This window comes from Kitasatospora sp. NPDC048407 (assembly GCF_043200475.1).
GTDB lineage: Bacteria > Actinomycetota > Actinomycetes > Streptomycetales > Streptomycetaceae > Kitasatospora.
Genome location: NZ_JBICXW010000009.1, coordinates 140,969 through 165,528, shown reverse-complemented (window position 1 = coordinate 165,528; position 24,560 = coordinate 140,969). Strand labels below are relative to the sequence as shown.

Genomic DNA, 24,560 nt, shown 5'->3' with positions numbered 1-24,560 from the left:
CCTTCCGGGCCTCGGCACACCACCGGGGCCCGGCCCCCGGGTGCACCGGAAACCGATCGACCCGCTCCGGCCACCGCCACTAGCCTCGGTCCGTGGACGACCCGACCGCCGGCCGAGCCGGCCCCCCTGACGCCCGCAGCCCGCTCCGTTTCCTGTGGTGGCTGGTCCGCAGCCAGCGCCGCCGCTCGCTGGCGGGCACCTGCTACGGCACCGCCTGGATGCTCGGCCTGACCGTCCAGCCCTATCTGCTCTCCCGCGCCGTCGACGACGGCCTGCGCCCGGGCCGGACGGCGGCGGTGCTCGGCTGGTCGGCGGCGATGCTCGGCTTCGGCCTGCTGAACCTGGTGCTGGCCTGGTGCCGGCACCGCACCATGACGATGGTCCGCAACGACGCATCCTTCCGCACCATCACCGTGGTGCTGCGGCACGGCGTGCGGCTCGGCGCGGCGCTGCCCCGCCAGGTGACGGCCGGCGAGGTGGTCACCATCGGCATCTCCGACGTGTCCAAGATCGCCATGGCGCTCACCTTCATCGGGCCCGGCGTGGGCGCGGTGATCTGCTACCTGACGACCGCCGCGATCCTGTTCACCCTCTCCCCGCTGCTGGCCCTGATCGTGCTGCTCGGACTGCCCTCCCTCGCCCTGGCACTGCGGCCCTTGATGTCCCGTCAGCAGCTTGCCGAGAGCCGCTTCCGCGACCACCAGGGCCGCCTGACCGCCCGGTTCGAGGACCTGGCGGGCGGCCTGCGGGTGCTGAACGGCCTGGGCGGCAAGGACGTGTACGCGGCCCGCTACCGGTCCGACTCCCAGGCGCTGCGCGCCGAGGGCTACCGGGTCGGCGCGGCCGTCAGCTGGATCCAGGCACTGGGCGGCGGCCTCCCGACGCTGCTGCTGGCCGCCGTCACCTGGCTCGGCGCCCGGCTCGCCGTCGAGGGCGATCTGACGCCCGGCCAGCTGACGGCGGTGTTCGCGTACGCCGCGGTGCTGGTCGCCCCGGTGTACTTCCTGATCGAGAACAGCCAGGACATCGGCCGCGCCCTGGTCTGCGCCCGCCGGGTCACCGACTTCCTCAACCTGGCCCCCGACCCGGATCACGGCTCCTCCCAACTCCCGGCCTCCGCTGCCGAGTTGATCGACCGCGAGTCAGGCGTCCGAATAGCCCCCGGCGAACTCACGGTGCTCGCCGCGGCCCGCCCGGCCGACACCGCCGCCGTCGCTGAACGCCTCGCCCGGCTCGCCCCGGCCACCACCGCCGACTGGGGCGACACCCCGCTCACCGACCTGCCGCTGGCCGACGTCCGGGCCCGGATCACCCTCGCCGAGAACGAGGCGACCCTGTTCGCCGGCACCCTCCGCGAAACCGTCCGCGGCCGCACCGACGCCCCCGACGACACCCTGCTGGCCGCGCTGGAGGCCGCCGCCGCCCTCGACGTGCTCGGCTCCCTGGGCGGCAGGCTCGACGCCCCGATCGCCCCCGACGGCCGCAACCTGTCCGGCGGGCAGCGCCAACGCCTGCGCCTCGCCCGCGCGTTGACCGCCGCACCGGACGTCCTGCTGGCCGTCGAACCGACCTCCGCGGTGGACGCCCACACCGAGGCCGCGATGGCCGCCGGACTGCGCGCCGCCCGCGCCGGCCGCACCACCGCCCTCACCAGCACCTCCCCGCTGCTGCTCGACCAGGCCGACACCGTCCACTACCTGGTGGACGGCAAGGTCGCCGCCAGCGGCACCCACCGCGAACTGCTCCGCACCCAGCCCGGCTACCGCGCCCTGGTCACCCGAGGCTCCGACTCCCCCGCCGAGGTGGCCGAATGAGCACCCTGCCGATCGCCACCGCCCGCCAGGTCCGGCAGGCCGCCACCCGGCTGGTCCGCGAGGACGGCCGGGCATTCGCCACCGTCCTCGCCCTCAACGGCCTCGCCGCCCTGCTCGGCCTGGCCGGGCCCTGGCTGCTCGGCCGGATCATCGACCGGGTCACCCACGGCGCCACCACCGCCGACATCGACCGCCTCGGCCTGCTGCTGCTCGGCTGCGCCACCGCGCAGGTCCTGATGAACCGCCAGGCCCGCTACCTGGCCCACCGGTTCGGCGAACGGGCCGCCGCCCGCATCCGCGAACAGCTCCTCGACCGGGTCCTCGCACTGCCCGCCGCCACCGCCGAACGGGCGGGAACCGGCGACCTCACCTCACGCGGCACCACCGACGCCACCTCCGTCGGCGAAACCCTCCGGGACGTCGCGCCCGAACTCTTCGTGGCCGCCGCCCAGGCCCTGTTCATCCTCGTCGCGATCCTCACCGTCAGCCCCCTGCTGGGCAGTTGCGGCCTGCTCGGGGTCGTCGGCGTCGTCCTCGGCGCCCGCTGGTACCTGCGCCGCGCCCGTCCCGCCTACCTCGCCGACCGGGCCGCCAACGCCGGCCTCGCCGAGACCCTCTCCGCCACCGCGAACGGCGCCCGCACCATCGACGCCCTCGGCCTCCAGCAGCAGCGCCTCGACGCCGGCCGCCACGCCGTCGACACCGCCAACCTCGCCCGGCTGCGCACCCTGAACCTGCGGCTGCGCTTCTTCGCCGTCATCAACCTCTCGTACACCGTCCCCGTCGTCCTGGTCCTCCCCCTCGGCGCCCTGCTGGTCGCCCACCACACCGTCACCCTCGGCGCCGCGATCTCCGCCGTCCTGTACCTGCGACGCGTCGAAGAACCCCTCGACACCATCGTCGTCCTGCTCGAATCCGTGCAGAGCAGCACCGCCGCGTACGCCCGCGTCGAAGGCCTCGCCGCCGCCCCCACGCCCACCCCGACCGCCGACCGCGAACCCACCGACGACCGCATCCGGGTCACCGACGTCCGCTACGCGTACCCGGACGGGCCCGACGTGCTGCACGGCCTCGACCTCGACCTGCGCCCCGGCGAACGCCTCGCCGTGGTCGGCCCGTCCGGCTCCGGCAAGACCACCCTCGGCCGCCTGCTCGCCGGCATCGACCGGCCCCGCACCGGCGCCATCACCGTCGGCGGCGTCCCGATCGCCGACCTCTCCCCCGAGAGGCTGCGCCGCCAGGTCGTCCTGGTCACCCAGGAACACCACGTCTTCCTCGGCACCCTCCGCGACAACCTGCGGATCGCCGCCCCCGACGCCGACGACCCCGCCCTCACCGCCGCACTCGACGCCGTCGGCTGGCACCACGACCTGCCCCACGGCCTCGACACCGACCTCGGCCCCACCCACCGCCTCGACGGCGCCCAGGCCCAACAACTCGCCCTCGCCCGCGTCATCCTGGCCGACCCCCACACCCTGATCCTCGACGAGGCCACCGCCCTCCTCGACCCCACCGCCGCCCGCAACACCGAACGCGCCCTCGCCGCCACCCTCACCGGCCGCACCGTCATAGCCATCGCCCACCGCCTCCACACCGCCCACGACGCCGACCGCGTAGCCGTCCTCACCCAGGGCCACCTCACCGACCTCGGCCCCCACGAGAAGCTCGTCACAACGGACGGCCCGTACGCCCGCCTCTGGCACTCCTGGCAGGGCTAGCACTCGCAGGTGCGCACCCAGGGGCCCGGGGAACGGCGGGGCCGAGTCTTCGGGTGATCAACAGGGCGCGAGAAGGTCCCGTAGTTTCGGGTCCCCTTCTCCGACCCTCCGCAGACTCGACCCCTCGCCGTCCCCGACCACCCGCAACTCGGCCCGCCGTTCCCCGGGCCCCTCAATGCACTTACCTGAGCACCCCCGCCTCCAGTCCCCCCAACTCCACCGGCACCGCCACCAGCCCCAGCTCCGCGATCGACGCGAGCCTGGCGTGCGCGGGAAGCACTCGCACCGTGTACCCGAACGGCCCGGTCCGTGCCAGCTCGAGGTGCCCCTCGTACCGCAGCCGCCCGTCCAGGTCCGGCCCGCCCACCGCCGGCTTCAGCGCCAGCGTCGTCGCCTCAGAGATCCGGTCACTCTCGTCCACCCGCCCGGAAACCACCTGCACCTCGACGTCCTCCGGCCCGAGCCGCCCGAGCGCCACCTGCACCCGAAGCGCCAACGTCGCCCCGAGCTCCTGCGCCTCGCCAACCCCGTCCGCCTCGACGTGCTCGACCCGCACCGAGGGCCACGCGTCACGGACCGTCGCTTTCCAGCCCGCAAGCGCCTTCGCCCCGGCATAGTCCGAAGCCGAACCCGCCAGCCGCCGTCGCGCGCCCGCAGCCGGAACATAGAGCCGTTCGACGTACTCCCGGACCATCCGCCCGGCCAGCACCTTCGGCCCCAGGGTGACCAGCGTGTGCCGGACCATCGAGATCCACCGGTGCGGCAGCCCGTCCGCGCCGCGGTCGTAGAAGCGGGCGGCGACCTGGTGCTCGATCAGGTCGTAGAGCGCGGCGGCCTCGATGTCGTCGCGCCGTTCGGCCTCCCGGCTCTCCGGGTCGAGCACGCCCTCGCCGGTGCCGCCGTCGGCGGTGGGGATGGCCCAGCCGTTCTGGCCGTCGTACCACTCGTCCCACCAGCCGTCGAGGATGGACAGGTTGAGGCAGCCGTTCAGCGCGGCCTTCATCCCGGAGGTGCCGCAAGCCTCCAACGGGCGCAGCGGATTGTTCAGCCAGACGTCGCAGCCGGGGTAGAGCGCCTTGGCCATCGCCATGTCGTAGTCCGGCAGGAAGACGATCCGGTGCCGCACCGCGGGGTCGTCCGCGAAGGCCACGAGTTGCTGGATGAGCCGCTTGCCCCCGTCGTCGGCGGGGTGCGCCTTGCCGGCGACGACGATCTGCACGGGCCGTTCGGGGTGCAGCAGTATGGCGCGCAGCCGGGCGGGGTCGCGGAGCATCAGGGTGAGCCGCTTGTAGGAGGGGACGCGCCGGGCGAAGCCGATGGTGAGGACGTCTGCGTCGAGCACGGTGCCGGTCCAGCCGAGTTCGGCGTCGCCGGCGCCGCGCTGTTGCCAGGAGGCGCGCAGCCGTCGGCGGGCTTCGTCGACGAGTTGGGCGCGCAGGGTGCGGCGCAGTTCCCAGACTTCGGCGTTGCCGATGCGTTCCAGGCCGGTCCACTGTCCGGTGGTGCCGACGGCCATGGCTTCGTCGGCGCGTTCCTGGCCGATCTCGGTGGCGCCGAGCCGGACCACGGCGGGGTCGATCCAGGTGGGGGCGTGGACGCCGTTGGTGATCGAGGTGATGGGGACTTCGGGGGCGTCGAAGCCGGGCCACAGGCCGCTGAACATTTCCCGGCTGACGGCGCCGTGCAGGGTGGAGACGCCGTTGGCGCGCTGGGCGAGCCGCAGGCCCATGGCGGCCATGTTGAACAGCTTGGGGTCGCCGCCGGCCCAGCTCTCGGCACCGAGCGCGAGCACCTGGTCGACGGGGACGCCGGGCAGTGCGGCGTCGCCGCCGAAGTGGCGGGCGACCAGGTCCCGGTCGAAGCGGTCGATGCCGGCGGGGACGGGGGTGTGGGTGGTGAACACGGTGCCGGCCCGGACGGCTTCCAGCGCGTCGGCGAAGCCGAGGCCGGGGTGTTCGGTGGTGAGTTCGGCGATGCGTTCCAGGCCGAGGAAGCCGGCGTGGCCCTCGTTGGTGTGGAACACCTCGGGTGCGGGGTGGCCGGTGAGCCGGGCGTAGGTGCGGACGGCGCGGACGCCGCCGATGCCGAGCAGTATTTCCTGCAGCAGCCGGTGTTCGCTGCCGCCGCCGTAGAGGCGGTCGGTGACGTTGCGTTCGGCGGGGCTGTTGGCCTCGATGTCGGAGTCGAGCAGCAGCAGCGGGACCCGGCCGACCTGGGCGCGCCAGACCTGGGCGGCGAGGGTGCGGCCGCCGGGCAGGGCGAGGTCGATCCGGCAGGGGGTGCCGTCGGTTTCGCGGAGCAGGGTGACGGCGAGCGCGTCGGGGTCGAGCAGGGGGTAGCGCTCCTGCTGCCAGCCGTCCCGGCTGAGCGACTGCCGGAAGTAGCCGTGCCGGTAGAAGAGTCCGACGCCGATGATCGGGACGCCGAGGTCGGAGGCGGCCTTGAGGTGGTCTCCGGCCAGGATGCCGAGGCCGCCGGAGTACTGCGGGAGAGCGGCGGCGATGCCGTATTCGGGCGAGAAGTAGGCGACGCCGGCGGGGAGCTCGCTCTCGGCGTCGTTCGCCGACTGGTACCAGCGCGGGCCGGTGAGGTAGTCGCGCAGGTCGTCGGCGAGGTCGCCGAGCCGGCGCAGGAATCGCCGGTCGCCCGCGAGGGCGGCGAGCCGGGCCGCGGGGACTTCGCCGAGCAGTCGGACCGGGTCCTCTCCGACGGCGGCCCAGACGTCCGGGTCGACGGAGCGGAACAGCTCTCTGGTCTCGGGGTGCCAGGACCAGCGGAGGTTCAGCGCGAGCTCGTGCAGTGGCTGCAGTTGTTCGGGCAGGACGGTGCGGACGGTGAACCTGCGGATTGCCTTCACGGCTTGAAGGGTAGTCCCGACCTTTCGCCTGACTGGGCGTCAACTTGCGGGCGCCACACCCGTTCGGAGCAGCGTTGAGATCGTTCCGGGCGCGTGGTGGCAAATCACGGCGCACGTAGGGCGCAAGCAGGTAAAACATGCGCCGTCGGGTGTGAACTCCTGGGATCCGAGGTGTTGCGGGGGCCTGTTTCACCCTTGCATACCGGCTGAAACCACGCGCTTGCCCGCCCGGTCCTCTTGCCCGTGGTGCGAGGATGCAACAAGGTCGTGGGTGCCGCTGGTGCACGATCGGACGGTCGTCCCCCCGCTGCCTCCGGCTGGTGCAGGTCCGGTTTTGACGTGCCCTCACTTCCCCTTAGCCCATTCGGCCTCAGTAGGCGTGTCTTTGCGTGTCCTCGTTCCCCGACCGGTCGTTTTCCGGTGGGCTGGGTCACGCGGGGGCGCGCACCGAGCGACGCGCGCCGGGACACGTGCGTTCGCCGCGGCGGGTCCCGCTGCGGCGGTCGGCGGGCGGGGTGGCCGGGTCCGTCGGCGCGGGGCCGGCTCCGGCCGCGCGTCCTTCCTCACCCAGCAGTCCTCCCGGTACTCTCCCGGCGTCGCCCGCCGGGCAGAGCTGCCGCCGATCTCGGGCAGGAGCTTGGCATGCACGGCGACACGCGGGACCAGTCCACGGTACCGACGGACCACACCCCTGACGGACCGTCGACCGGGGAACCCCCGGTGCCGGCCCCGCGCACCGCGGCGGCCCGCAAGCGGGCGGCCGCACCGGCGACGAAACGTGCGGGCACCCCGCGCAAGGCCGCGTCGAAACGGACCACCACCGTCAGGTCCGCCGCGGCCCCGCCCTCCGGCGCCCCATCGGCCACCGCCGTCACCGCACCCACTGCGCCTGCCCCCGGCACCACCTCGTCCCCGCGTAAATCACCGACCCGCCCCACCCGCACCACGACAGAGAGCGACACCGTGATCGGCCGCATCCCCGTGCTTGACGTCACCCCGCTCGTCGACGCCGGTCGGCGTCCGGCCAAGGCCGTGGAGGGCGAACGTTTCCTGGTCTCCGCCACGGTGTTCCGCGAGGGCCACGACGCGGTGGGGGCCAATGTGGTGCTGCGCGACCCGCGCGGCCGTTCCGGTCCGTGGACGCCGATGCACGAGCTGTCCGAGGGCAGCGACCGCTGGGGCGCGTACGTGACGCCGACCGCGCCGGGCCGCTGGTCGTACCTGGTGGAGGCGTGGGGCGACCCGGTGGCGACCTGGCGCAAGCGCGCGGCGGTGAAGCTCCCGGCCGGGATCGACACCGCGCTGGTGCTGGAGGAGGGCGCCCAGCTGCTGGAGCGGGCGGCGGCCGGGGTGCCGAAGAAGGAGGGCCGGGCCCAGGTGCTGGCCGCGGTGGACGCGCTGCGCGACTCCGGCCTGCCGCCGTTGAGCCGCTACGCGGCGGCGCTGGTGCCGGAGGTGACGGCGCTGCTGGCCCGTTTCCCGCTGCGCGAGCTGCTCTCGGCGACCCGTCCGCAGCCGCTCCAGGTGGACCGCAAGCGGGCGCTGTTCGGTTCCTGGTACGAGTTCTTCCCGCGCTCGGAGGGCGCGGTGGTGGACCCGAACGGTGTGGAGGCGCCGGTCTCCGGCACCTTCCGGACGGCCGCCGAGCGGCTTCCCGCGGTGGCCGCGATGGGCTTCGACGTGGTGTACCTGCCGCCGATCCACCCGATCGGCCGGGCCCACCGCAAGGGTCCGGACAACTCGCTGGAGGCCGGCCCGCAGGACGTCGGCTCGCCGTGGGCGATCGGCTCCCCCGAGGGCGGCCACGACGCCGTCCATCCGGACCTGGGCACCCTGGAGGACTTCGACCACTTCGTCGCGGAGGCGGGCGCGCTGGGCCTGGAGGTGGCGCTGGACTTCGCGCTCCAGTGCTCGCCGGACCACCCGTGGGTGCACAAGCACCCGGAGTGGTTCAGCCACCGCGCGGACGGCACCATCGCGTACGCCGAGAACCCGCCGAAGAAGTACCAGGACATCTACCCCGTCAACTTCGACCAGGACTTCGACGGGATCGTCCGCGAGACGGTGCGGATCCTGCGGTTCTGGATGGGCCACGGGGTGCGGATCTTCCGCGTCGACAACCCGCACACCAAGCCGGTGAACTTCTGGGAGAAGGTGCTCTCGGACATCGCCCGCACCGACCCGGACGTGCTGTTCCTGGCGGAGGCGTTCACCCGTCCGGCGATGATGCACACCCTGGCCAAGGTCGGCTTCCACCAGTCCTACACGTACTTCACCTGGCGCGACTCCAAGGCCGAGCTGACGGAGTACCTGACCGAGCTGACCGGCGAGGCCGCCGCCTGGATGCGCCCGAACTTCTTCGCCAACACTCCGGACATCCTGCCCGAGTACCTCCAGCAGGGCGGCCCGGCGGCGTTCGCGGTGAGAGCGGTGCTGGCGGCGGCGCTGTCGCCGACCTTCGGGATCTACGCGGGCTTCGAGCTGTTCGAGAACGAGCCCGCGAAGCCCGGCTCGGAGGAGTACCTGCACTCGGAGAAGTACGAGCTGCGGCCGCGCGACTGGACCCGGCAGGACTCCCTCGCGCCGCTGCTGACCGCCCTGAACCGGCTGCGCCGCCGGCATCCCGCCCTCCAGCAGCTGCGGGACCTGCGCTTCCACCCCGTCGACAACGAGCGGATCATCGCGTTCTCCAAGTGCGCCGTCACCGAGGACGGGCTGGAGGACCAGGTGATCTGCGTGGTCAACCTGGACCCGCACCACGTCCAGGAGGCCACCGTCACGCTCGACGTGCCGGGGCCGCTGACGGTGCACGACGAGCTGACCGGCGCGACGTACGCCTGGGGCCGTCACAACTACGTCCGGCTCGATCCCTCTTCCGGGCCGGCCCACCTCCTCACGGTTCGGAGGAACCCGCAGTGACAGTCAACGAGCCCGTCCCCGACACCTTCGCCGACACCCCCGCCCGGGACCGCGACCCCGAGTGGTTCAAACGCGCGGTCTTCTACGAGGTCCTGGTGCGTTCGTTCCAGGACAGCAACGGCGACGGCGTCGGAGACCTCAAGGGGCTCACCTCGCGGCTCGACTACCTCCAGTGGCTGGGTGTGGACTGCCTCTGGCTCCCCCCGTTCATGAACTCCCCGCTGCGGGACGGCGGTTACGACGTCTCGGACTACCAGTCGGTGCTCCCGGAGTTCGGCAACCTGGCCGACTTCGTGGAGTTCGTCGACGCGGCGCACGCCCGCGGCATGCGGGTGATCATCGACTTCGTGGTGAACCACACCAGCGACCAGCACGCGTGGTTCCAGGCCTCCCGGAGCGACCCGGAGGGCCCGTACGGCGACTTCTACATGTGGGCCGACGACGACAAGCAGTACCCGGACGCCCGGATCATCTTCGTCGACACCGAGACCTCCAACTGGACGTACGACCCGGTCCGCAAGCAGTACTACTGGCACCGCTTCTTCAGTCACCAGCCGGATCTCAACTACGACAATCCGCGGGTGCAGGAGGAGGTGATGGCGGCGCTCCGGTTCTGGCTGGACCTCGGCATCGACGGCTTCCGGCTGGACGCGGTGCCGTACCTGTACGCCCGCGAGGGCACCAACTGCGAGAACCTGCCGGAGACCCACGACTTCCTGCGCCGGGTCCGCAAGGAGATCGACGCCAACTACCCGGACACCGTGCTGCTGGCGGAGGCCAACCAGTGGCCGGAGGACGTGGTCGACTACTTCGGCGACTTCGGCTCCGGCGGCGACGAGTGCCACATGGCGTTCCACTTCCCGGTGATGCCGCGGATCTTCATGGCGGTCCGCCGGGAGTCCCGCCACCCGGTCTCCGAGATCCTGGCGAAGACCCCGGAGATCCCCTCGGGCTGTCAGTGGGGCATCTTCCTGCGCAACCACGACGAGCTGACCCTGGAGATGGTCACCGACGAGGAGCGCGACTACATGTACGCGGAGTACGCGAAGGACCCGCGGATGCGGGCCAACGTGGGCATCCGCCGCCGGCTCTCCCCGCTGCTGGAGAACGACCGCAACCAGGTCGAGCTGTTCACCGCGCTGCTGCTCTCGCTGCCGGGCAGCCCGGTGCTGTACTACGGCGACGAGATCGGCATGGGCGACAACATCTGGCTCGGCGACCGGGACGGCGTACGCACCCCCATGCAGTGGACGCCGGACCGCAATGCGGGTTTCTCCTCCGCCGACCCGGGCAGGCTCAGTCTGCCGCCCATCATGGACCCGGTGTACGGCTTTCAGGTGACCAACGTCGAAGCGCAGCAAAGCAGTTCGAGTTCGCTGCTGCACTGGACGCGTCGCATGATCGAGATCCGCAAGCTCAATCCCGCGTTCGGCCTCGGCAGTTACACCGAGCTGCCCTCCAGCAATCCCGCGGTGCTGGCCTTCGTGCGCGAGTACGAGGGCGACCTGGTCATGTGCGTGAACAACTTCTCGCGGTTCGCGCAGCCGACCGAACTGGACCTGCGGCAGTACGGGGGGCGGTACCCGGTCGAGCTGATCGGCGGCGTGCGCTTCCCCACCATCGGCGAATGGCCGTACCTGCTGACGCTGGCCGGCCACGGCTTCTACTGGTTCCAGCTGCGCCAGTCCCCGGCGAAGGCGTCCGCGAAGTAGCACGCGGGGGCCGACACGCCCACGCACCAGCGATTCACCGGGCCCCGATCCGGGACACCTCTTCCGCGGGCGCGCGAGTTGCTCCGCGCGCCCCCGGAGGTCTTCGCACCACCGCGTACGGAGAACAGCCCAACGGCCATCCACACGAAGGCGTGACACCGGGCCCCGGCTCGCGTGCCGTCGCCGACGCGCCGTCGAAATCCGGAAGAGTGAAGGGCCCGGCCACGATCCCGTCGGGCAGTCGCCCGCTTCCGGGGAAAGGGAGTCATGTCCGAAACCTCCCGTTCTCAAGCCCACCTGCACCGTGATCCGTCCGCCGCCCCAGCGCCGGTCGGGACGCGGACGCCGGGGGTCCGGAGAACCGCCGCGGGAGTCAGCGAGCTGGTCCATGCGGCCCTGCCGCTGATCGCCGAATGGCTTCCCACCCAGCGCTGGTACGCCGGCAAGGGCCGGCCGATCGCCGCCCTCACCCCCGTGATCGGCACGCCGCTCCAGGTCGGCGACCCCGCGCTGCTGCACCTGCTGCTGCGGGTGGAGCACGGCGGGGCGGCCACCGGCCCCGGTGACGTGTACCAACTGCTGCTGGGCATCCGCTCGGACCGGCCCGCGGCGGTCGGGCAGCGGGCGGTGCTGGGCCGATTGGCGGGTGGCACCTACGACGGCGCGGTGCTCTACGACGCGGTGCACGACCCCGAGCTGACGGGCCGCCTGCTGGAACACCTGGCCACCGGCGACCGGTTCGGCTCGCTGTGCTTCCGCCGCACCCCGGGCCCGGGCCTGCCGGGCAACCTGCCGGGGCGGGCGTCCACCGCCGAGCAGTCCAACTCCTCGGTGATCTACGACACCGCGTTCATCCTGAAGCTGTTCCGCCGGATCAGTCCCGGGACCAACCCCGACCTGGAACTGTCGCTGGCGCTGTCCCGGGCCGGCTCGACCCGCATTCCCCGGGTCGCCGCCTGGTTCGAATGTCGCCTGGAACGCTCCGAGCCCGCCACCCTGGGCCTGCTGCAGCGCTACCTGCCGGACGCCGAGGACGGCTGGGAACTGGCACTCGACCAGGTCGCCCGGCTGAAGGGCGATCCGTCGCCCGGCAACTTCGCGATCGAGGCGCACCGGCTGGGCCGGGCCACCGCCGAGGTGCACCGGGTGCTGGCCCGCTCGATGCCCACCACCCGGCTGGACCGGCCGCGGATCGCCGAACTGGCCGGCGCGATGGCCGACCGGCTGGACTCCGCCGTCACCGCCGTCCCCGGCCTGCTGCGCTACCGCTCCGCACTGCGCTCCGCCTTCCAGCAGCTGACGGCCGCCCACCTGGACGGGCTGCTGGTCCAGCGCATCCACGGCGACCTGCACCTCGGCCAGGCGATGCGCACCCCGCAGGGCTGGGTGCTGCTGGACTTCGAGGGCGAGCCCGCCAAACCGCTGGCCGAACGCCGCCTGCCGCAGCCCGCGCTGCGGGACGTCGCCGCGATGCTGCGCTCCTTCGACTACGCGGCCGCCCACCTGCTGGCCGGCGCCCCCGCCCAGGACCCCGAACTGGCCCACCTGGCCTCCGCCTGGGCGGCCCGCAACCGGGCCGCGTACTGCGCCGGCTACACGGCGGGCGGCGGCTGCGACCCGTCCGAGTCGCCCGAGCTGATGCGCGCCCTGGAGATCGACAAGGCCGTGTACGAGGTGGTGTACGAGGCCCGGCACCGGCCCAGCTGGCTGCCGATCCCGCTGGCCGCGATCAACCGGCTGGCCGACTCCGTCTGACCCTCCGCCCGGCCGGGCACCCCGGCCGGGCGGTCCGTTCTCCCGGCACTAACCCCGACCCGTTCGCAGGAATCCTGGAGGCCTCCGCCGTGACCCCGCTCGGTCCGCTCGACCCGCCCCTTCCGGCCGACCGCCAACCGGCCGTCCCGGCCACCTTCCGGAACGGCGAGCGCGGCAGGGGGGCCGGCTGGCAGCCCCCGGCGAAGCCCGCACGGCCGTCCGGCGCGACGCCCCGTCCGGCGGCGACCAAGAACCCGGTGGCCAAGAAGCCGGTGGCCAAGAACCCGGCGGCCAAGCCGGCGAACGCCCCCGCTTCCGGGAAGGCCGGGCGCCCGGCGAAGTCCCGCCCCGCGCCCGTCCGGCCCGCACCGGGCGCGGCGCTGCGGCTGCCGGAGGCTCCGCTGCCGCCCGCCGAGGTGGAGCGCCTGGTCTCCGGCGCGCACCACGACCCGCACGCCCTGCTGGGTGCGCACGCGCTGCCGACGGGCACCGCGATCCGGGTGCTGCGCCCGTTCGCCGAGCGGGTGGTGGTGGAGACCGCGCTCGGCCCGGCCGAACTGACCCACCAGCAGGCGGGACTGTTCACCGGCCTGCTGACCGGCCAGCGGTTCCCGGACTACACACTGAGGGTGACGTACCCGGGCGGGACACCGCTGGAGCAGCACGACGGCTACCGGTTCGCCCCGACGCTCGGCGAGCTGGACCTGCACCTGATCTCGGAGGGCCGGCACGAGCAGCTGTGGCACGCGCTCGGCTCGCACGTGCGCACCGTGGACGGGGTGGCCGGCACGTCGTTCGCGGTGTGGGCGCCGAACGCGGTCGGGGTGCGGCTGATCGGCTCGTTCAACCACTGGAACGGCACCGCGCACCCGATGCGCTCGCTGGGCTCGTCCGGCGTGTGGGAGCTGTTCGTGCCGGGCCTCGGCGAGGGCGCGCAGTACAAGTACCAGATCCTGACCCGCTCCGGCCGGGTGGTGGAGAAGGCCGACCCGCTGGCCCGGGCCGCGCAGTGCCCGCCGGACACCGCCTCGGTGGTGACGGTCTCCCGGCACGAGTGGCAGGACGCCGAGTGGATGGCGGCGCGCGCGCGGACCGTCCACCACCGCGCCCCGATGTCGGTCTACGAGCTGCACCTGGCCTCCTGGCGGCCCGACCTGACGTCCTACCGGCAGATCGCCGGGGTGCTGCCCGGCTACTTGAGCGAACTCGGCTTCACCCACGTCGAGTTCATGCCGGTGATGGAGCACCCGTTCGGCGGTTCCTGGGGCTACCAGGTGTCCGGTTTCTACGCCCCGACGGCCCGCCTCGGCACCCCCGACGACTTCCGGTACCTGGTGGACACGCTGCACCGGCACGGCATCGGCGTGCTGGTCGACTGGGTGCCCGCGCACTTCCCGAAGGACGACTTCGCGCTGGCCCGGTTCGACGGCGAGCCGCTGTACGAGCCGGCCGACCCGCAGCGCGCCGAGCACCCGGACTGGGGGACGCTGGAGTTCGACTACGGCCGTACCGAGGTGCGCAACTTCCTGGTCGCCAACGCGGTGTACTGGTGCGAGGAGTTCCACGTGGACGGCCTACGGGTGGACGCGGTCGCCTCGATGCTCTACCTCGACTACTCCCGCGAGGGCGGCGACTGGTCGCCCAACCAGTTCGGCGGCCGGGAGAACCTGGACGCGGCGTCCTTCCTCCAGGAGATGAACGCCACCGTCTACCGGCGTTGCCCGGGCGTGCTGACGGTCGCCGAGGAGTCCACCGCCTGGGACGGCGTCACCCGGCCCACCGACTCCGGGGGCCTGGGCTTCGGCCTGAAGTGGAACATGGGCTGGATGCACGACTCGCTGGTCTACATGTCCAAGGAGCCGGTGCACCGCAGGTACCACCACAACGAGATGACCTTCTCGATGGTGTACGCCTGGTCGGAGAACTACATCCTGCCGATCTCGCACGACGAGGTGGTGCACGGCAAGCAGGCGCTGGTCTCCAAGATGCCCGGCGACTGGTGGCAGCAGCGCGCCAACCACCGCGCCTACCTGGGCTTCATGTGGGCCCACCCGGGCAAGCAACTGCTGTTCATGGGGCAGGAGTTCGCCCAGGGCGCGGAGTGGGAGCACGAGAGCGGCCCGCAGTGGTGGGTGCTCGACGAGGCGTGGGCGGCGCACGCCGACCACCGCGGCGTGCAGCGCCTGGTCGGCGACCTGAACCGGGTCTACCGCGCCACCCCCGCGCTGTACGAGCAGGACACCGTCCCGGCGGGCTTCCGCTGGCTGGACGGCGGCGCGGCCGACGACAACGCGTTCTCCTTCGTCCGGTTCGCCGCCGACGGCAGCCCGCTGGTCGCGGTCAGCAACTTCTCCCCCGTGGTCCGGCGCGGGTTCCGGGTCGGTCTGCCCCGGCTGGAGGGCCGCGAGCAGCTCTGGGAGGAGGCGCTGAACACCGACGCCGAGCGGTACGGCGGCAGCGGGATCGCCAACTCCCGGCCGGTGAAGGCGGAGGGCACGCAGTGGAACGGCCAGCCGCGCTCGGCCGAACTGGTGCTGCCGCCGCTGGCCACCGTCTGGCTGCGCCCGGCCCGCACCACCTGATCGAACCGAGGACCTCCGGCCCCCCGAGCAGCCCGAACGGCAGTGCCGCAGCCCAGTCCGAATGTCATACGAAGGTATGGTCAAGATGACCGCAGCCTGAGAAAGACGGACGGAGAGTTCCACTGTGGCGAGCAGCGTGTACGTGACCGGGATCGATCGGGGGGACGGCCGGCAGGCCGTGGAACTCGGGGTCATGGAACTGCTCACCCGTCAGGTGGACCGGGTCGGGGTGTTCCGCCCGCTGGTGCACGCACCCGACGGGGCGGCGCCGGCCACCGACCACATGGTGGAACTGCTGCGCAGCCGGTACCGGCTGGACCTGCCGACCGCCGAACTGTACGGGCTGACGTACGACGAGGCGGCGGCCCTGCAGGCGGCCCGCGGCCAGGACGAGCTGGTCTCCGTCCTGGTCGACCGGTTCCACCAGCTGGCGCGCCGCTGCCAGGCGGTGCTGGTGCTGGGCACCGACTACGCGGACACCAACATCCCGGACGAGCTGGCCTTCAACGCGCGGCTGGCGAACGAGTTCGGGGCGGCCGTGCTGCCGGTGGTCGGCGGCCAGCACGACGACCCGCAGACGGTGATCGCGGAGGTCCGCAACGCGCACCGGGCGTACCGGGACCTGGGCTGCTCGATCCTGGCGATGATCGCCAACCGGGTCGCGCCGGGCGCCAAGCAGCAGGTGCAGCGGGCGCTGACCGAGAAGCTGCCGGTGCCGGTGTACGTCGTCCCGGAGGAACCGGCGCTGGCCGCGCCGACCGTGGCACAGCTGGTGGAGGCGACCGGCGCGCAGGTGCTGCTGGGCGACGCGGCGGGCCTGGCCCGGGACGTGCGGGGCTTCGTGTTCGGCGGCGCGATGCTGCCGACCTTCCTGAACGCACTGACCGAGGGCGCGCTGGTGGTGACCCCGGGCGACCGGGCGGACCTGCTGATCGGCTCGCTGGCCGCGCACGCCGCGGGCTCCCCGCCGATCGCGGGCGTGCTGCTGACACTCGGTCAGCACCCGGGCCCGGACGTGATGGCGCTGGCGTCCCGGCTCGCGCCCGGCACGCCGGTGGCGGAGGTGACGGAGGGCTCCTGGCTGACCGCCGCGGCGCTCACCCACCTGGAGGGACGGATCGGCCCGGACAGCCCGCGGAAGGCGGAGATCGCCCTCGGCCTGTTCGAACTGCACGTCGACACCGCCGAGTTGACCAGCCGGATCGAGCTGACCCGCTCCGAGCGGGTGACCCCGATGATGTTCGAGCACGCGCTGCTGGAGCGGGCCCGCGCCGACCGCCGGCACATCGTGCTGCCGGAGGGCACCGAGGAGCGGGTGCTGCGCGCCGCCGAGGTGCTGCTGCGCCGCAACATCTGCGACCTGACCCTGCTCGGCGAGCCGGAGGCGGTGCACCGCCGGGCCGCCGCGCTGGGCATCGAGTTCCCGCAGGCCGGCGAGTCCGGCGCGCAGCTGCGGATCGTCGACCCGGCGGCCAGCCCGCTGCGCCAGCAGTTCGCCGAGCTGTACGCGAAGGCCCGGGCGCACAAGGGCATGACGGTGGAGCGGGCGCTCGACGTGGTCACCGACGTCTCGTACTTCGGCACCCTGATGGTGCAGGAGGGCATCGCGGACGGCATGGTGTCCGGCGCGGTGCACTCGACGGCGGCGACCATCCGCCCGGCGTTCGAGGTGATCAAGACCTCGCCGGGGGCGTCGATCGTCTCCTCGGTGTTCTTCATGTGCCTGGCCGACAAGGTGCTGGTGTACGGCGACTGCGCGGTCAACCCGGACCCGGACGCCCAGCAGCTGGCCGACATCGCGATCCAGTCGGCGGAGACGGCCGCCCAGTTCGGGGTGGAGCCGCGGGTGGCGATGCTGTCGTACTCGACCGGCACCTCGGGCTCCGGCGCGGACGTCGACAAGGTCCGCAAGGCCACCGAGCTGGTCCGCGCGCTGCGTCCGGACCTGCTGGTGGAGGGGCCGATCCAGTACGACGCGGCGGTGGACGCGCACGTCGCGGCGACCAAGCTGCCGGGCTCCCCGGTGGCGGGCCGGGCGACCGTGCTGGTCTTCCCGGACCTGAACACCGGTAACAACACCTACAAGGCGGTACAGCGCTCGGCCGGCGCGATCGCGGTCGGCCCGGTGCTCCAGGGTCTGAACAAGCCGGTCAACGACCTGTCCCGGGGCGCCCTGATCGAGGACATCGTCAACACCGTGGCGATCACCGCGATCCAGTCCCAGACCCAGTCCGCCGAGGGAGACGCGCAGTGAGCACCGGTACCCGTGTCCTGGTGCTGAACGCCGGGTCGTCCTCGGTGAAGTACCAGCTGATCGACATGCTGGACGGCGCCCGGCTGGCGTCCGGCCTGGTGGAGCGGATCGGCGAGACCGAGGGGCGGCTGCTGCACCTGCCGCCGGCCGGGGAGCCGCGCGAGTCGGTGCGGCGGTTCGCCGACCACGACGGGGCGCTGCGGGCGGTCGCCGACGAGCTGGCCGCGGACCTGATGGGCCTGGACTCGCCCGAGCTGGCGGCGATCGGCCACCGGGTGGTGCACGGCGGGCTGCGCTTCACCCGGCCGACGCTGATCAACGACGCGGTGGTGGCGGAGATCCGCCGGCTGATCCCGGTGGCGCCGCTGCACAACCCGGCGAACATCACCGGCATCGAGGTGGCCCGCTCGATCCGCCCGGACCTGCCGCAGGTCGCGGTGTTCGACACCGCCTTCCACGCCACTCTGCCGGAGTACGCGGCCCGGTACGCGATCGACCGGCGGACCGCCGACGAGCACCGGGTGCGCCGTTACGGCTTCCACGGCACCTCGCACCAGTACGTCTCCCGGGCCACCGCCCGGCTGCTGGGCCGCGACCCGGCCGAGCTGAACGTGATCGTGCTGCACCTGGGCAACGGCGCGTCGGTGTCGGCGGTGGCCGGCGGCGTCTGCGTGGAGACCTCCATGGGCCTCACCCCGCTGGAGGGCCTGGTGATGGGCACCCGCTCCGGCGACGTGGACCCGGGCCTGGTGTTCCACCTGCACCGGGTGGGCGGTCTGAGCATCGATCAGATCGACGACCTGCTGAACCGCCGCAGCGGCCTGCTCGGCATGTGCGGCGACAACGACATGCGCGAGGTGGTGCGGCGCGCCCAGGGCGGCGACGAGGATGCCAAGCTGGCCTTCGACTCGTACGTGCACCGGATCCGCCGCTACCTGGGCGGCTACTACGCGGTACTGGGCCGGGTGGACGCGGTGGCATTCACGGCGGGTGTCGGGGAGAACTCCGCGGAGGTCCGGGCGGCGGTCTGTGCCAATCTGGAGGAACTCGGTATTTCGGTGGAGCCGGAGCTGAACGCGACGCGTTCGCGCCGGGCCCGGACGATCTCGCCGTCCTACGGCCGGGTGACCGTCGCCGTGGTGCCCACCGACGAGGAACTGGAGATCGCCCAGCAGACGTTCGCGCTGGTCCACGAGGTATAGGGCCGACGCGGGATGACTACCCGTCAGTATCCCATCCCTCGGAATGTTCGTTGGCGATATCTGACGATTCGAGTCGAATACACCGATAACACGAACGGATAGACTGACGGATATGCGCCGAGCGAAAATTGTCTGCACCCTGGGTCCTGCCACGGACTCCTACGAACAGCTGAAGGCCATCGTCGAAGCGGGCATGAACGTCGCCCGACTGAACATGAGCCACGGCTCCCACGCCGAGCACGAGGACCGGTACCGCCGCGTCCGCCAGGTGTCGGAGGACACCGGCCGCACCATCGGCGTGCTGGCCGACCTGCAGGGCCCCAAGATCCGTCTGGCGACTTTCGCCAACGGCCCGGTGACCGTTGACAACGGCGACACGTTCACCATCACCACCGAGGACGTCCCCGGTGACCAGCACATCTGCGGCACCACCTACAAGGGCCTGCCCGGCGACGTGAAGCCCGGCGACCCGATCCTGATCAACGACGGCGTCATCGCCCTGGAGGTCGTCAGCGTCGACGGCCCGCGGGTGAAGACCGTGGTCGTCGAGGGCGGCGTGCTCTCCAACAACAAGGGCATCAACCTGCCCGGCGCGGCGGTCAACGTGCCCGCGCTGTCCGAGAAGGACAAGGACGACCTGCGCTTCGCCCTGCGACTGGGCGTCGACATGATCGCGCTGTCCTTCGTCCGCAACGCCGCGGACATCGAGGACGTCCACAAGGTCATGGACGAGGTCGGCATTCGTGTGCCGGTCATCGCCAAGATCGAGAAGCCGCAGGCCGTCGAGGCGATGGAGGAGATCGTCCTCGCCTTCGACGCGATCATGGTGGCCCGCGGCGACCTGGCGGTCGAGTACCCGCTGGAGAAGGTGCCGCTGGTCCAGAAGCAGCTGGTCACCCTGGCCCGCCGGAACGCCAAGCCGGTGATCGTCGCCACCCAGATGATGGAGTCGATGATCCACGCCTCGCGCCCGACCCGCGCCGAGGTCTCCGACGTCGCCAACGCGATCCTGGACGGCGCGGACGCGGTGATGCTGTCCGCCGAGTCCAGCGTCGGCAAGTACCCGGTCGAGACCGTCAAGACCATGAGCAAGATCGCCGAGAAGGCCGAGGAGGAAATGCTCTCGCAGGGCCTCCAGCCGCTCAACCCGGGCCGCAAGCCGCGCACCCAGGGCGGCTCGGTCGCCCGCGCCGCGACCGAGCTGGGCGACTTCCTCGACGGCAAGGCGCTGATCGCCTTCACCAAGTCCGGTGACACCGCCCGCCGGCTGTCCCGCTACCGCTCGCCGATCCCGGTGATCGCGTTCACCCCGGACGTCGCCACCCGCAACCAGCTCTCGCTGAGCTGGGGCGTCGAGGCGTACGTCACCGAGCAGGTGGCCACCACCGACGCGATGGTCGAGCAGGTCGACCGCGAGCTGGTGAAGCTCGGCCGCCTCGCCGAGGGTGACACCGTGATCGTCACCGCCGGCGTGCCGGTCGGCGTCCCCGGCACCACCAACATGGTCCAGGTCCACCACCTGGGCACCCGCGGCCGCTGAGCCGCAGCGCGGAAAACCCGCAGGGGCGGGACCCGGGAGACCGGGTCCCGCCCCTGCGGGCGTCCGCGCGACAACTGTGACGACGGCTCAACCGTCGTACGGCTCCTTGTCGTTGAAGAGCCGCATGCCCGGAATCTTCAGGTCGCCGCCGAACTGGCCGGCCTGCACCGTCTTGGCGCCGGTGAGGGTCAGGTCCAACGGGATCGGCACCGCGCCCAGCAGGTCCCACAGCCACTTCGGCAGGGTGTCCGGGGTCAGCGTGATCTGGCCCAGGTCGATCGGTATCGGCAGGCCGTAGATCTCCGCCAGGTGGCCGGACAGGCTCTCCACGTACATGGTGATCGGGCCGTTGCGCATGGTGGAGGTCGATCCCTGACGGCTCTTCACATGGAAGGTCAGGCCCGGGATCTGGATGGTCGACATGTCCAGGTTCTCGATGTCGACGCTGTCGGTGGTGAACTTCAGCACCCGCTTGGTGCCGCTCTCCGTGGTGACGTCGTAGACGCCGTTGAACACCGAGCCGTGCAGCGCCAGCCGGGTCGAGTGCAGCACCCAGTTCTGGTCCGGCACCACGTGGCCCTTGGGCGCGGCCTTCGCGGCCAGGCCGCGGGTGCTCACCAGGCAGTTCGGGTCGTCCGAGGCCGAGGCCGAGCTGGACGGCTTCGGCGCCTTGGTGGACGGCGCATTGGTCGACGGCGTCTTGGTCGGCGCCTTCGAACCTTCGGTGGCCGGGGCCTCCGGCGTGCCGGGCGTCTCGGCGGCCGGCTGCCCGGTCGCCGAGGGGCTCGGCTCGGCGGACGGCTTCGCGCTGGGGCTCGGGGTGGCGGGCGCGGTGGTCGCGGCCCCGGGCGTGGCCGACGGGGCGGTGCTCGGGTGGGTCAGCTTGTTCCACCAGTCGTCGATCACGCCGGCCTGCTGCACCCCGCCGCCGGTCGCGTTACCGGTGCTGGGCGTCACGTAGGCGGCGGACTGCACGCCGGTCGAGCCGGTGAACACCGCCGGCACCGCGGCGGCGCTGCCCGCGGGCGCCTGCCCGGACTGCACGGCCGCCGCCTCGCTCACCGAGGAGTCCGGCTGCACCTTGATCTCGCTCTTCGGGACGGGCGTCTCCTTGAGCACGGTGTCCGGGCTGCTCGCGCAGGCGCCGGACTGCGGGTCGGCCGCGACCGCCAGGGTCGGCGTGTAGGCGGCGCCGACCAGCAGCGCGGTCGGCACGGCGGCGATCGCCAGCGCCCGCCCGCGCAGCCGGGACCGCACGCCCTCCCGTGGCACCGCGTGCCGCGGGCCGGGAACCGCCGGCTTCTCCGAGTCGGTCACGGCCGCTCCCCCTCCGGACTCGCTGTCGGTGTGGCGCCGTGCTCCATCGGCTGCTCGGCGACGGCCTGCGCGGGCAGCTGCGCGGTCGGTGCGGCGTCCCCGGCGGTCGTCTCGGCCGCCATCTCGGCGGTCTCCGGCCCGGCGGCCGGCTCCGGCAGCGGCGCCCAGGAGGCCAGCAGGCCACCGGCGATCAGGCCGGGCACCACGCCGAAGCCGAAGCCGCCCAGGTTGGAGACCGGGATGGAGATCAGCGCCAGGATGGTGGTCGCCACCCCGCAGAAGATCCGCACCACCGGCTGGAACCAGACGGTGATGCCGAGCACCATCATCAGGATGCCGATCAGCAGCGAGCCGGCGCCGGCGGTGGTGGCCATCGCCACCGTCAGGCCGTTCAGGCTGAGGTGGGCGTACGGGAAGTACAGGATCGGGACGCCGGCGAACACGGCCAGCAGGCCACCCCAGAACGGCCGGGTGCGCCGCCAGGCGCGGAACCCTCGCCGGCCTCGGCTGGCCAAGCCGGCCGGGCCCTCGGGCCAGGCCTCGACGGTTGCGCTGGACATGGTGCGACTCCTCGATGGTGGGTCCGAGGGGGGAAATACGGATGGCCCCGGGTATGCCGGGGTGCGGCCCGAGGGAGCGGCGTGGTGCCGCTCCCTCGGACCGGGGGTCCGCCGTCCGGCCCGGCTGACGGGCCGTCAGTCACGGACTAGTAGCACTCGTTGACACCCTGGTTGATGTTCAGGTGCAGGTTCGGCAGCGTGAAGGTGCCCGCCGAGGTGGCCCAGGCGGTCTGCTGGACCTTGGACAGGTCAGCGGACTTGGCGGACTGGGCGAAGCCCTGCGCGCCGGACGGCAGGGAGCCGCCGTCCTTCTTCAGCTTGTCGATGGCCGTACCCTGCAGGGTGCTGGCGTCCTGGCCGATGTTGATGCTGTGGAACTCGGCGTCGGCGTTCAGCTGGTTCATGTCGATCAGCAGCTGCTGGGCGTCGACCGGCTTCTGGTCGCCGGCCTTGAGGACCAGGGTCCACTTGCCGAGCGGGCCGAGGTCGGTGACGACCGACTGGCACAGGTTCTGCAGGGTCGCGTGGTCGAACGCCGAGATGGCGACCGGGTGCGGCGTGTGGTTGGCCTCCATGTCGACGCCACCGAACTGCGAGAAGTTCTCGCCGTGCAGCTGGTCGACGGTGACCTTGAACTGCTGGCCGGAGACCGCGAACGAGGCCGCCAGCGCGGAGTTGGCCAGGGAGATGCCGATCGCGGCGGTGGCCGCGACACTCGGCACCATCACCAGGGCGAAGCGCTTCCAGCGGGTCTTGCCGTAAGACGTGGACATGCGAGTCCTCCTTCTAGGACGTACATCTCCGGCCGGTCCGGTGCGTCCCGCACATGGTTCGGCCCGAAATGGGAGAGAGCTACGTCCTCGGTAGCGGAGAGCGCCTGATGCCGTGGGGACGGCGTCGGCGATCACCCCCGAGCGACAACCGTGCGAACGCGCGGGCTGCGCGACCGCCGAGGCCAGGAACCGCCGCGTGGGATCTGCGGTTACCCCCCTGCCCTCACCCGGTGGGGACCCTTCGTGACGAAGGGACCGGGCGTCGCCGATCGTGCTCGAATACCGGGCGGAGCACAAGGGGTGCGTTACTGACGGGTAATCCAACAGTGAACGCGTTCGCTCAGGGGATCGAAGGCGCGACTGCGAAGAGTGACGGAAGACACAGGCCGCCAGAGCCGTGACCCTGGCAAACGAAGGCAAAACACCCCTCCTTCATCACTCGCCGTGACGAAGGAGGGGTGTTATCAAGATTTGGTAAACCTGCCCGGATTACCCGTGAAAGTCGTCAAATCACCGACGACACCGCAGGTCACCGAACGTGTCACCCAGTGCCGTCGGAACGGCTGTCAGAACAGCACCCGGGCCAGCGCCTGACGGGCCGCCACGGTGCGCGGGTCGTCCGGGCCGATCACCTCGAACAGCTCCAGCAGGCGCAGCCGCGCGGCGTCCCGGTCGTCGCCGAAGGTCTTCGCGACGGTGGACACGAGGCGGCCGAAGGCGTCCTCGACGTGCCCGCCGACCAAGTCCAGGTCGGCCGCCCGCAGTTGGGCCTGCACGTCCTTCGGGTCGGCTGCCGCGTCCGCGCGCACCTGCTGCGGGTCGAGCTTCTCCACCCGCTGCAGCAGCTGCGCCTGGGCCAGGCCGAGCTTGGCCTCGACGTGGCCGGGCCGCTCGCTCAGCACGTTCCGGTACGCCTGCACCGCGCCGCCCAGGTCGCCCCGGTCCAGCGCGTCGTGCGCGGCCTCCAGCGCCGGGTCGGCCGGCACCCGCGGGGCGGCTTCGGCGTCCGAAGCGCCCGCACCGGAGCCGCCGACGATGCCGAAGCGCTGCTCGGCGACCGCGATCAGCTGGTCGATCACCTTGCGGACGTTCGACTCGTTCTCGGCGCCCTGGAACAGCGGCACCAGCTGGCCCGCCACCACGGCCATCACGGCCGGAATGCCCTGGATGCCGAACTGCTGGGCGATCAGCGGGTTGGCGTCCACGTCGATCTTGGCGAGCACGATCCGGCCGGCGTACTCCTCGGCGAGGCGCTCCAGGATCGGGCTGAGCTGCTTGCACGGGCCGCACCACTCGGCCCAGAAGTCCACCACCACGGGGACCTCGGCCGAGCGCTGGACCACCTCCGACTCGAAGGTGTCCTCGGTGACGTCCAGCACCAGGGGGTAGTCCGCGAGCGCCGGGCCGTCGCCCGCCGCCGCCTGCCGGGCCCGCTCGGCCCGGGTCTGCTCCGCCTTCTGGGCGGCCTCTCCGGCCGCCTTCACCGCGGCGAGGTCCACCGCACCGCGCAGGGCGGAGCTGTTGAGACGCGAATTCCGTGACTGCATGGCTCTATCC

14 protein-coding genes are annotated in these 24,560 nt (G+C 72.3%); 9 read left to right on the top strand and 5 right to left on the bottom strand.

What is annotated here, in order from left to right:
* The first annotated feature begins 92 nt into the window (after window positions 1-92).
* Window positions 93-1,814, top strand: a complete 1,722-nt coding sequence (locus tag ACGFWJ_RS18925; RefSeq protein WP_392950799.1) for an ABC transporter transmembrane domain-containing protein — start codon at window positions 93-95, stop codon at window positions 1,812-1,814.
* Window positions 1,811-3,532 (top strand): ABC transporter ATP-binding protein, encoded by a 1,722-nt coding sequence (locus ACGFWJ_RS18920; RefSeq protein ID WP_392950796.1) that lies wholly within the window; start codon window positions 1,811-1,813, stop codon window positions 3,530-3,532. Before ACGFWJ_RS18925 ends, ACGFWJ_RS18920 begins: the two co-directional genes overlap by 4 nt.
* 181 nt (window positions 3,533-3,713) lie before the next feature.
* Here the strand turns inward: ACGFWJ_RS18920 and glgP are convergent, their stop codons facing one another.
* Window positions 3,714-6,389, bottom strand: a complete 2,676-nt coding sequence (gene glgP / locus ACGFWJ_RS18915) for an alpha-glucan family phosphorylase (RefSeq protein ID WP_392950793.1) — start codon at window positions 6,387-6,389, stop codon at window positions 3,714-3,716.
* Between the two features lie 963 nt (window positions 6,390-7,352).
* On the opposite strand from glgP, the gene ACGFWJ_RS18910 reads away from it, so the two are divergent.
* The 7 genes from ACGFWJ_RS18910 to pyk all read left to right on the top strand — a co-directional run bounded on the left by ACGFWJ_RS18910 (window position 7,353) and on the right by pyk (window position 20,353).
* Window positions 7,353-9,308: an alpha-1,4-glucan--maltose-1-phosphate maltosyltransferase gene (locus ACGFWJ_RS18910; RefSeq protein ID WP_392950975.1), complete on the top strand. Its 1,956-nt coding sequence runs from the start codon at window positions 7,353-7,355 to the stop codon at window positions 9,306-9,308.
* On the top strand, window positions 9,305-11,020 hold the full coding sequence (gene treS / locus ACGFWJ_RS18905; protein WP_387637161.1) for a maltose alpha-D-glucosyltransferase: 1,716 nt from the start codon (window positions 9,305-9,307) through the stop codon (window positions 11,018-11,020). The genes ACGFWJ_RS18910 and treS overlap by 4 nt, the downstream gene beginning before the upstream one ends.
* 267 nt (window positions 11,021-11,287) lie before the next feature.
* Window positions 11,288-12,775, top strand: coding sequence for a maltokinase (locus tag ACGFWJ_RS18900; RefSeq protein ID WP_387637164.1), 1,488 nt, complete (start codon window positions 11,288-11,290; stop codon window positions 12,773-12,775).
* 89 nt (window positions 12,776-12,864) lie between these two features.
* Window positions 12,865-15,357 (top strand): 1,4-alpha-glucan branching enzyme, encoded by a 2,493-nt coding sequence (gene glgB / locus ACGFWJ_RS18895; RefSeq protein ID WP_392950789.1) that lies wholly within the window; start codon window positions 12,865-12,867, stop codon window positions 15,355-15,357.
* A gap of 124 nt (window positions 15,358-15,481) precedes the next feature.
* Window positions 15,482-17,611: a phosphate acetyltransferase gene (gene pta / locus ACGFWJ_RS18890; protein WP_387637169.1), complete on the top strand. Its 2,130-nt coding sequence runs from the start codon at window positions 15,482-15,484 to the stop codon at window positions 17,609-17,611.
* The gene (locus tag ACGFWJ_RS18885; protein WP_392950786.1) at window positions 17,608-18,813 is read left to right on the top strand and encodes an acetate kinase; all 1,206 of its coding nucleotides are present in this window, start codon (window positions 17,608-17,610) and stop codon (window positions 18,811-18,813) included. The genes pta and ACGFWJ_RS18885 overlap by 4 nt, the downstream gene beginning before the upstream one ends.
* A gap of 112 nt (window positions 18,814-18,925) precedes the next feature.
* Window positions 18,926-20,353 carry a pyruvate kinase gene (gene pyk / locus ACGFWJ_RS18880; protein WP_392950783.1) on the top strand — a complete coding sequence of 476 codons (1,428 nt, stop codon included), beginning with the start codon at window positions 18,926-18,928 and terminating at the stop codon, window positions 20,351-20,353.
* Between the two features lie 87 nt (window positions 20,354-20,440).
* Here pyk and ACGFWJ_RS18875 read toward each other — a convergent pair whose 3' ends face one another.
* The 4 genes from ACGFWJ_RS18875 to trxA all read right to left on the bottom strand — a co-directional run bounded on the left by ACGFWJ_RS18875 (window position 20,441) and on the right by trxA (window position 24,550).
* Window positions 20,441-21,670: a hypothetical protein gene (locus ACGFWJ_RS18875; RefSeq protein WP_392950781.1), complete on the bottom strand. Its 1,230-nt coding sequence runs from the start codon at window positions 21,668-21,670 to the stop codon at window positions 20,441-20,443.
* Window positions 21,667-22,230: a DUF6114 domain-containing protein gene (locus tag ACGFWJ_RS18870; RefSeq protein ID WP_392950779.1), complete on the bottom strand. Its 564-nt coding sequence runs from the start codon at window positions 22,228-22,230 to the stop codon at window positions 21,667-21,669. Before ACGFWJ_RS18870 ends, ACGFWJ_RS18875 begins: the two co-directional genes overlap by 4 nt.
* A gap of 146 nt (window positions 22,231-22,376) precedes the next feature.
* Window positions 22,377-23,003 carry a DUF6230 family protein gene (locus tag ACGFWJ_RS18865; RefSeq protein ID WP_387637182.1) on the bottom strand — a complete coding sequence of 209 codons (627 nt, stop codon included), beginning with the start codon at window positions 23,001-23,003 and terminating at the stop codon, window positions 22,377-22,379.
* A gap of 566 nt (window positions 23,004-23,569) precedes the next feature.
* Window positions 23,570-24,550 (bottom strand): thioredoxin, encoded by a 981-nt coding sequence (trxA, locus tag ACGFWJ_RS18860; protein WP_387637184.1) that lies wholly within the window; start codon window positions 24,548-24,550, stop codon window positions 23,570-23,572.
* Window positions 24,551-24,560: the final 10 nt, after the last annotated feature.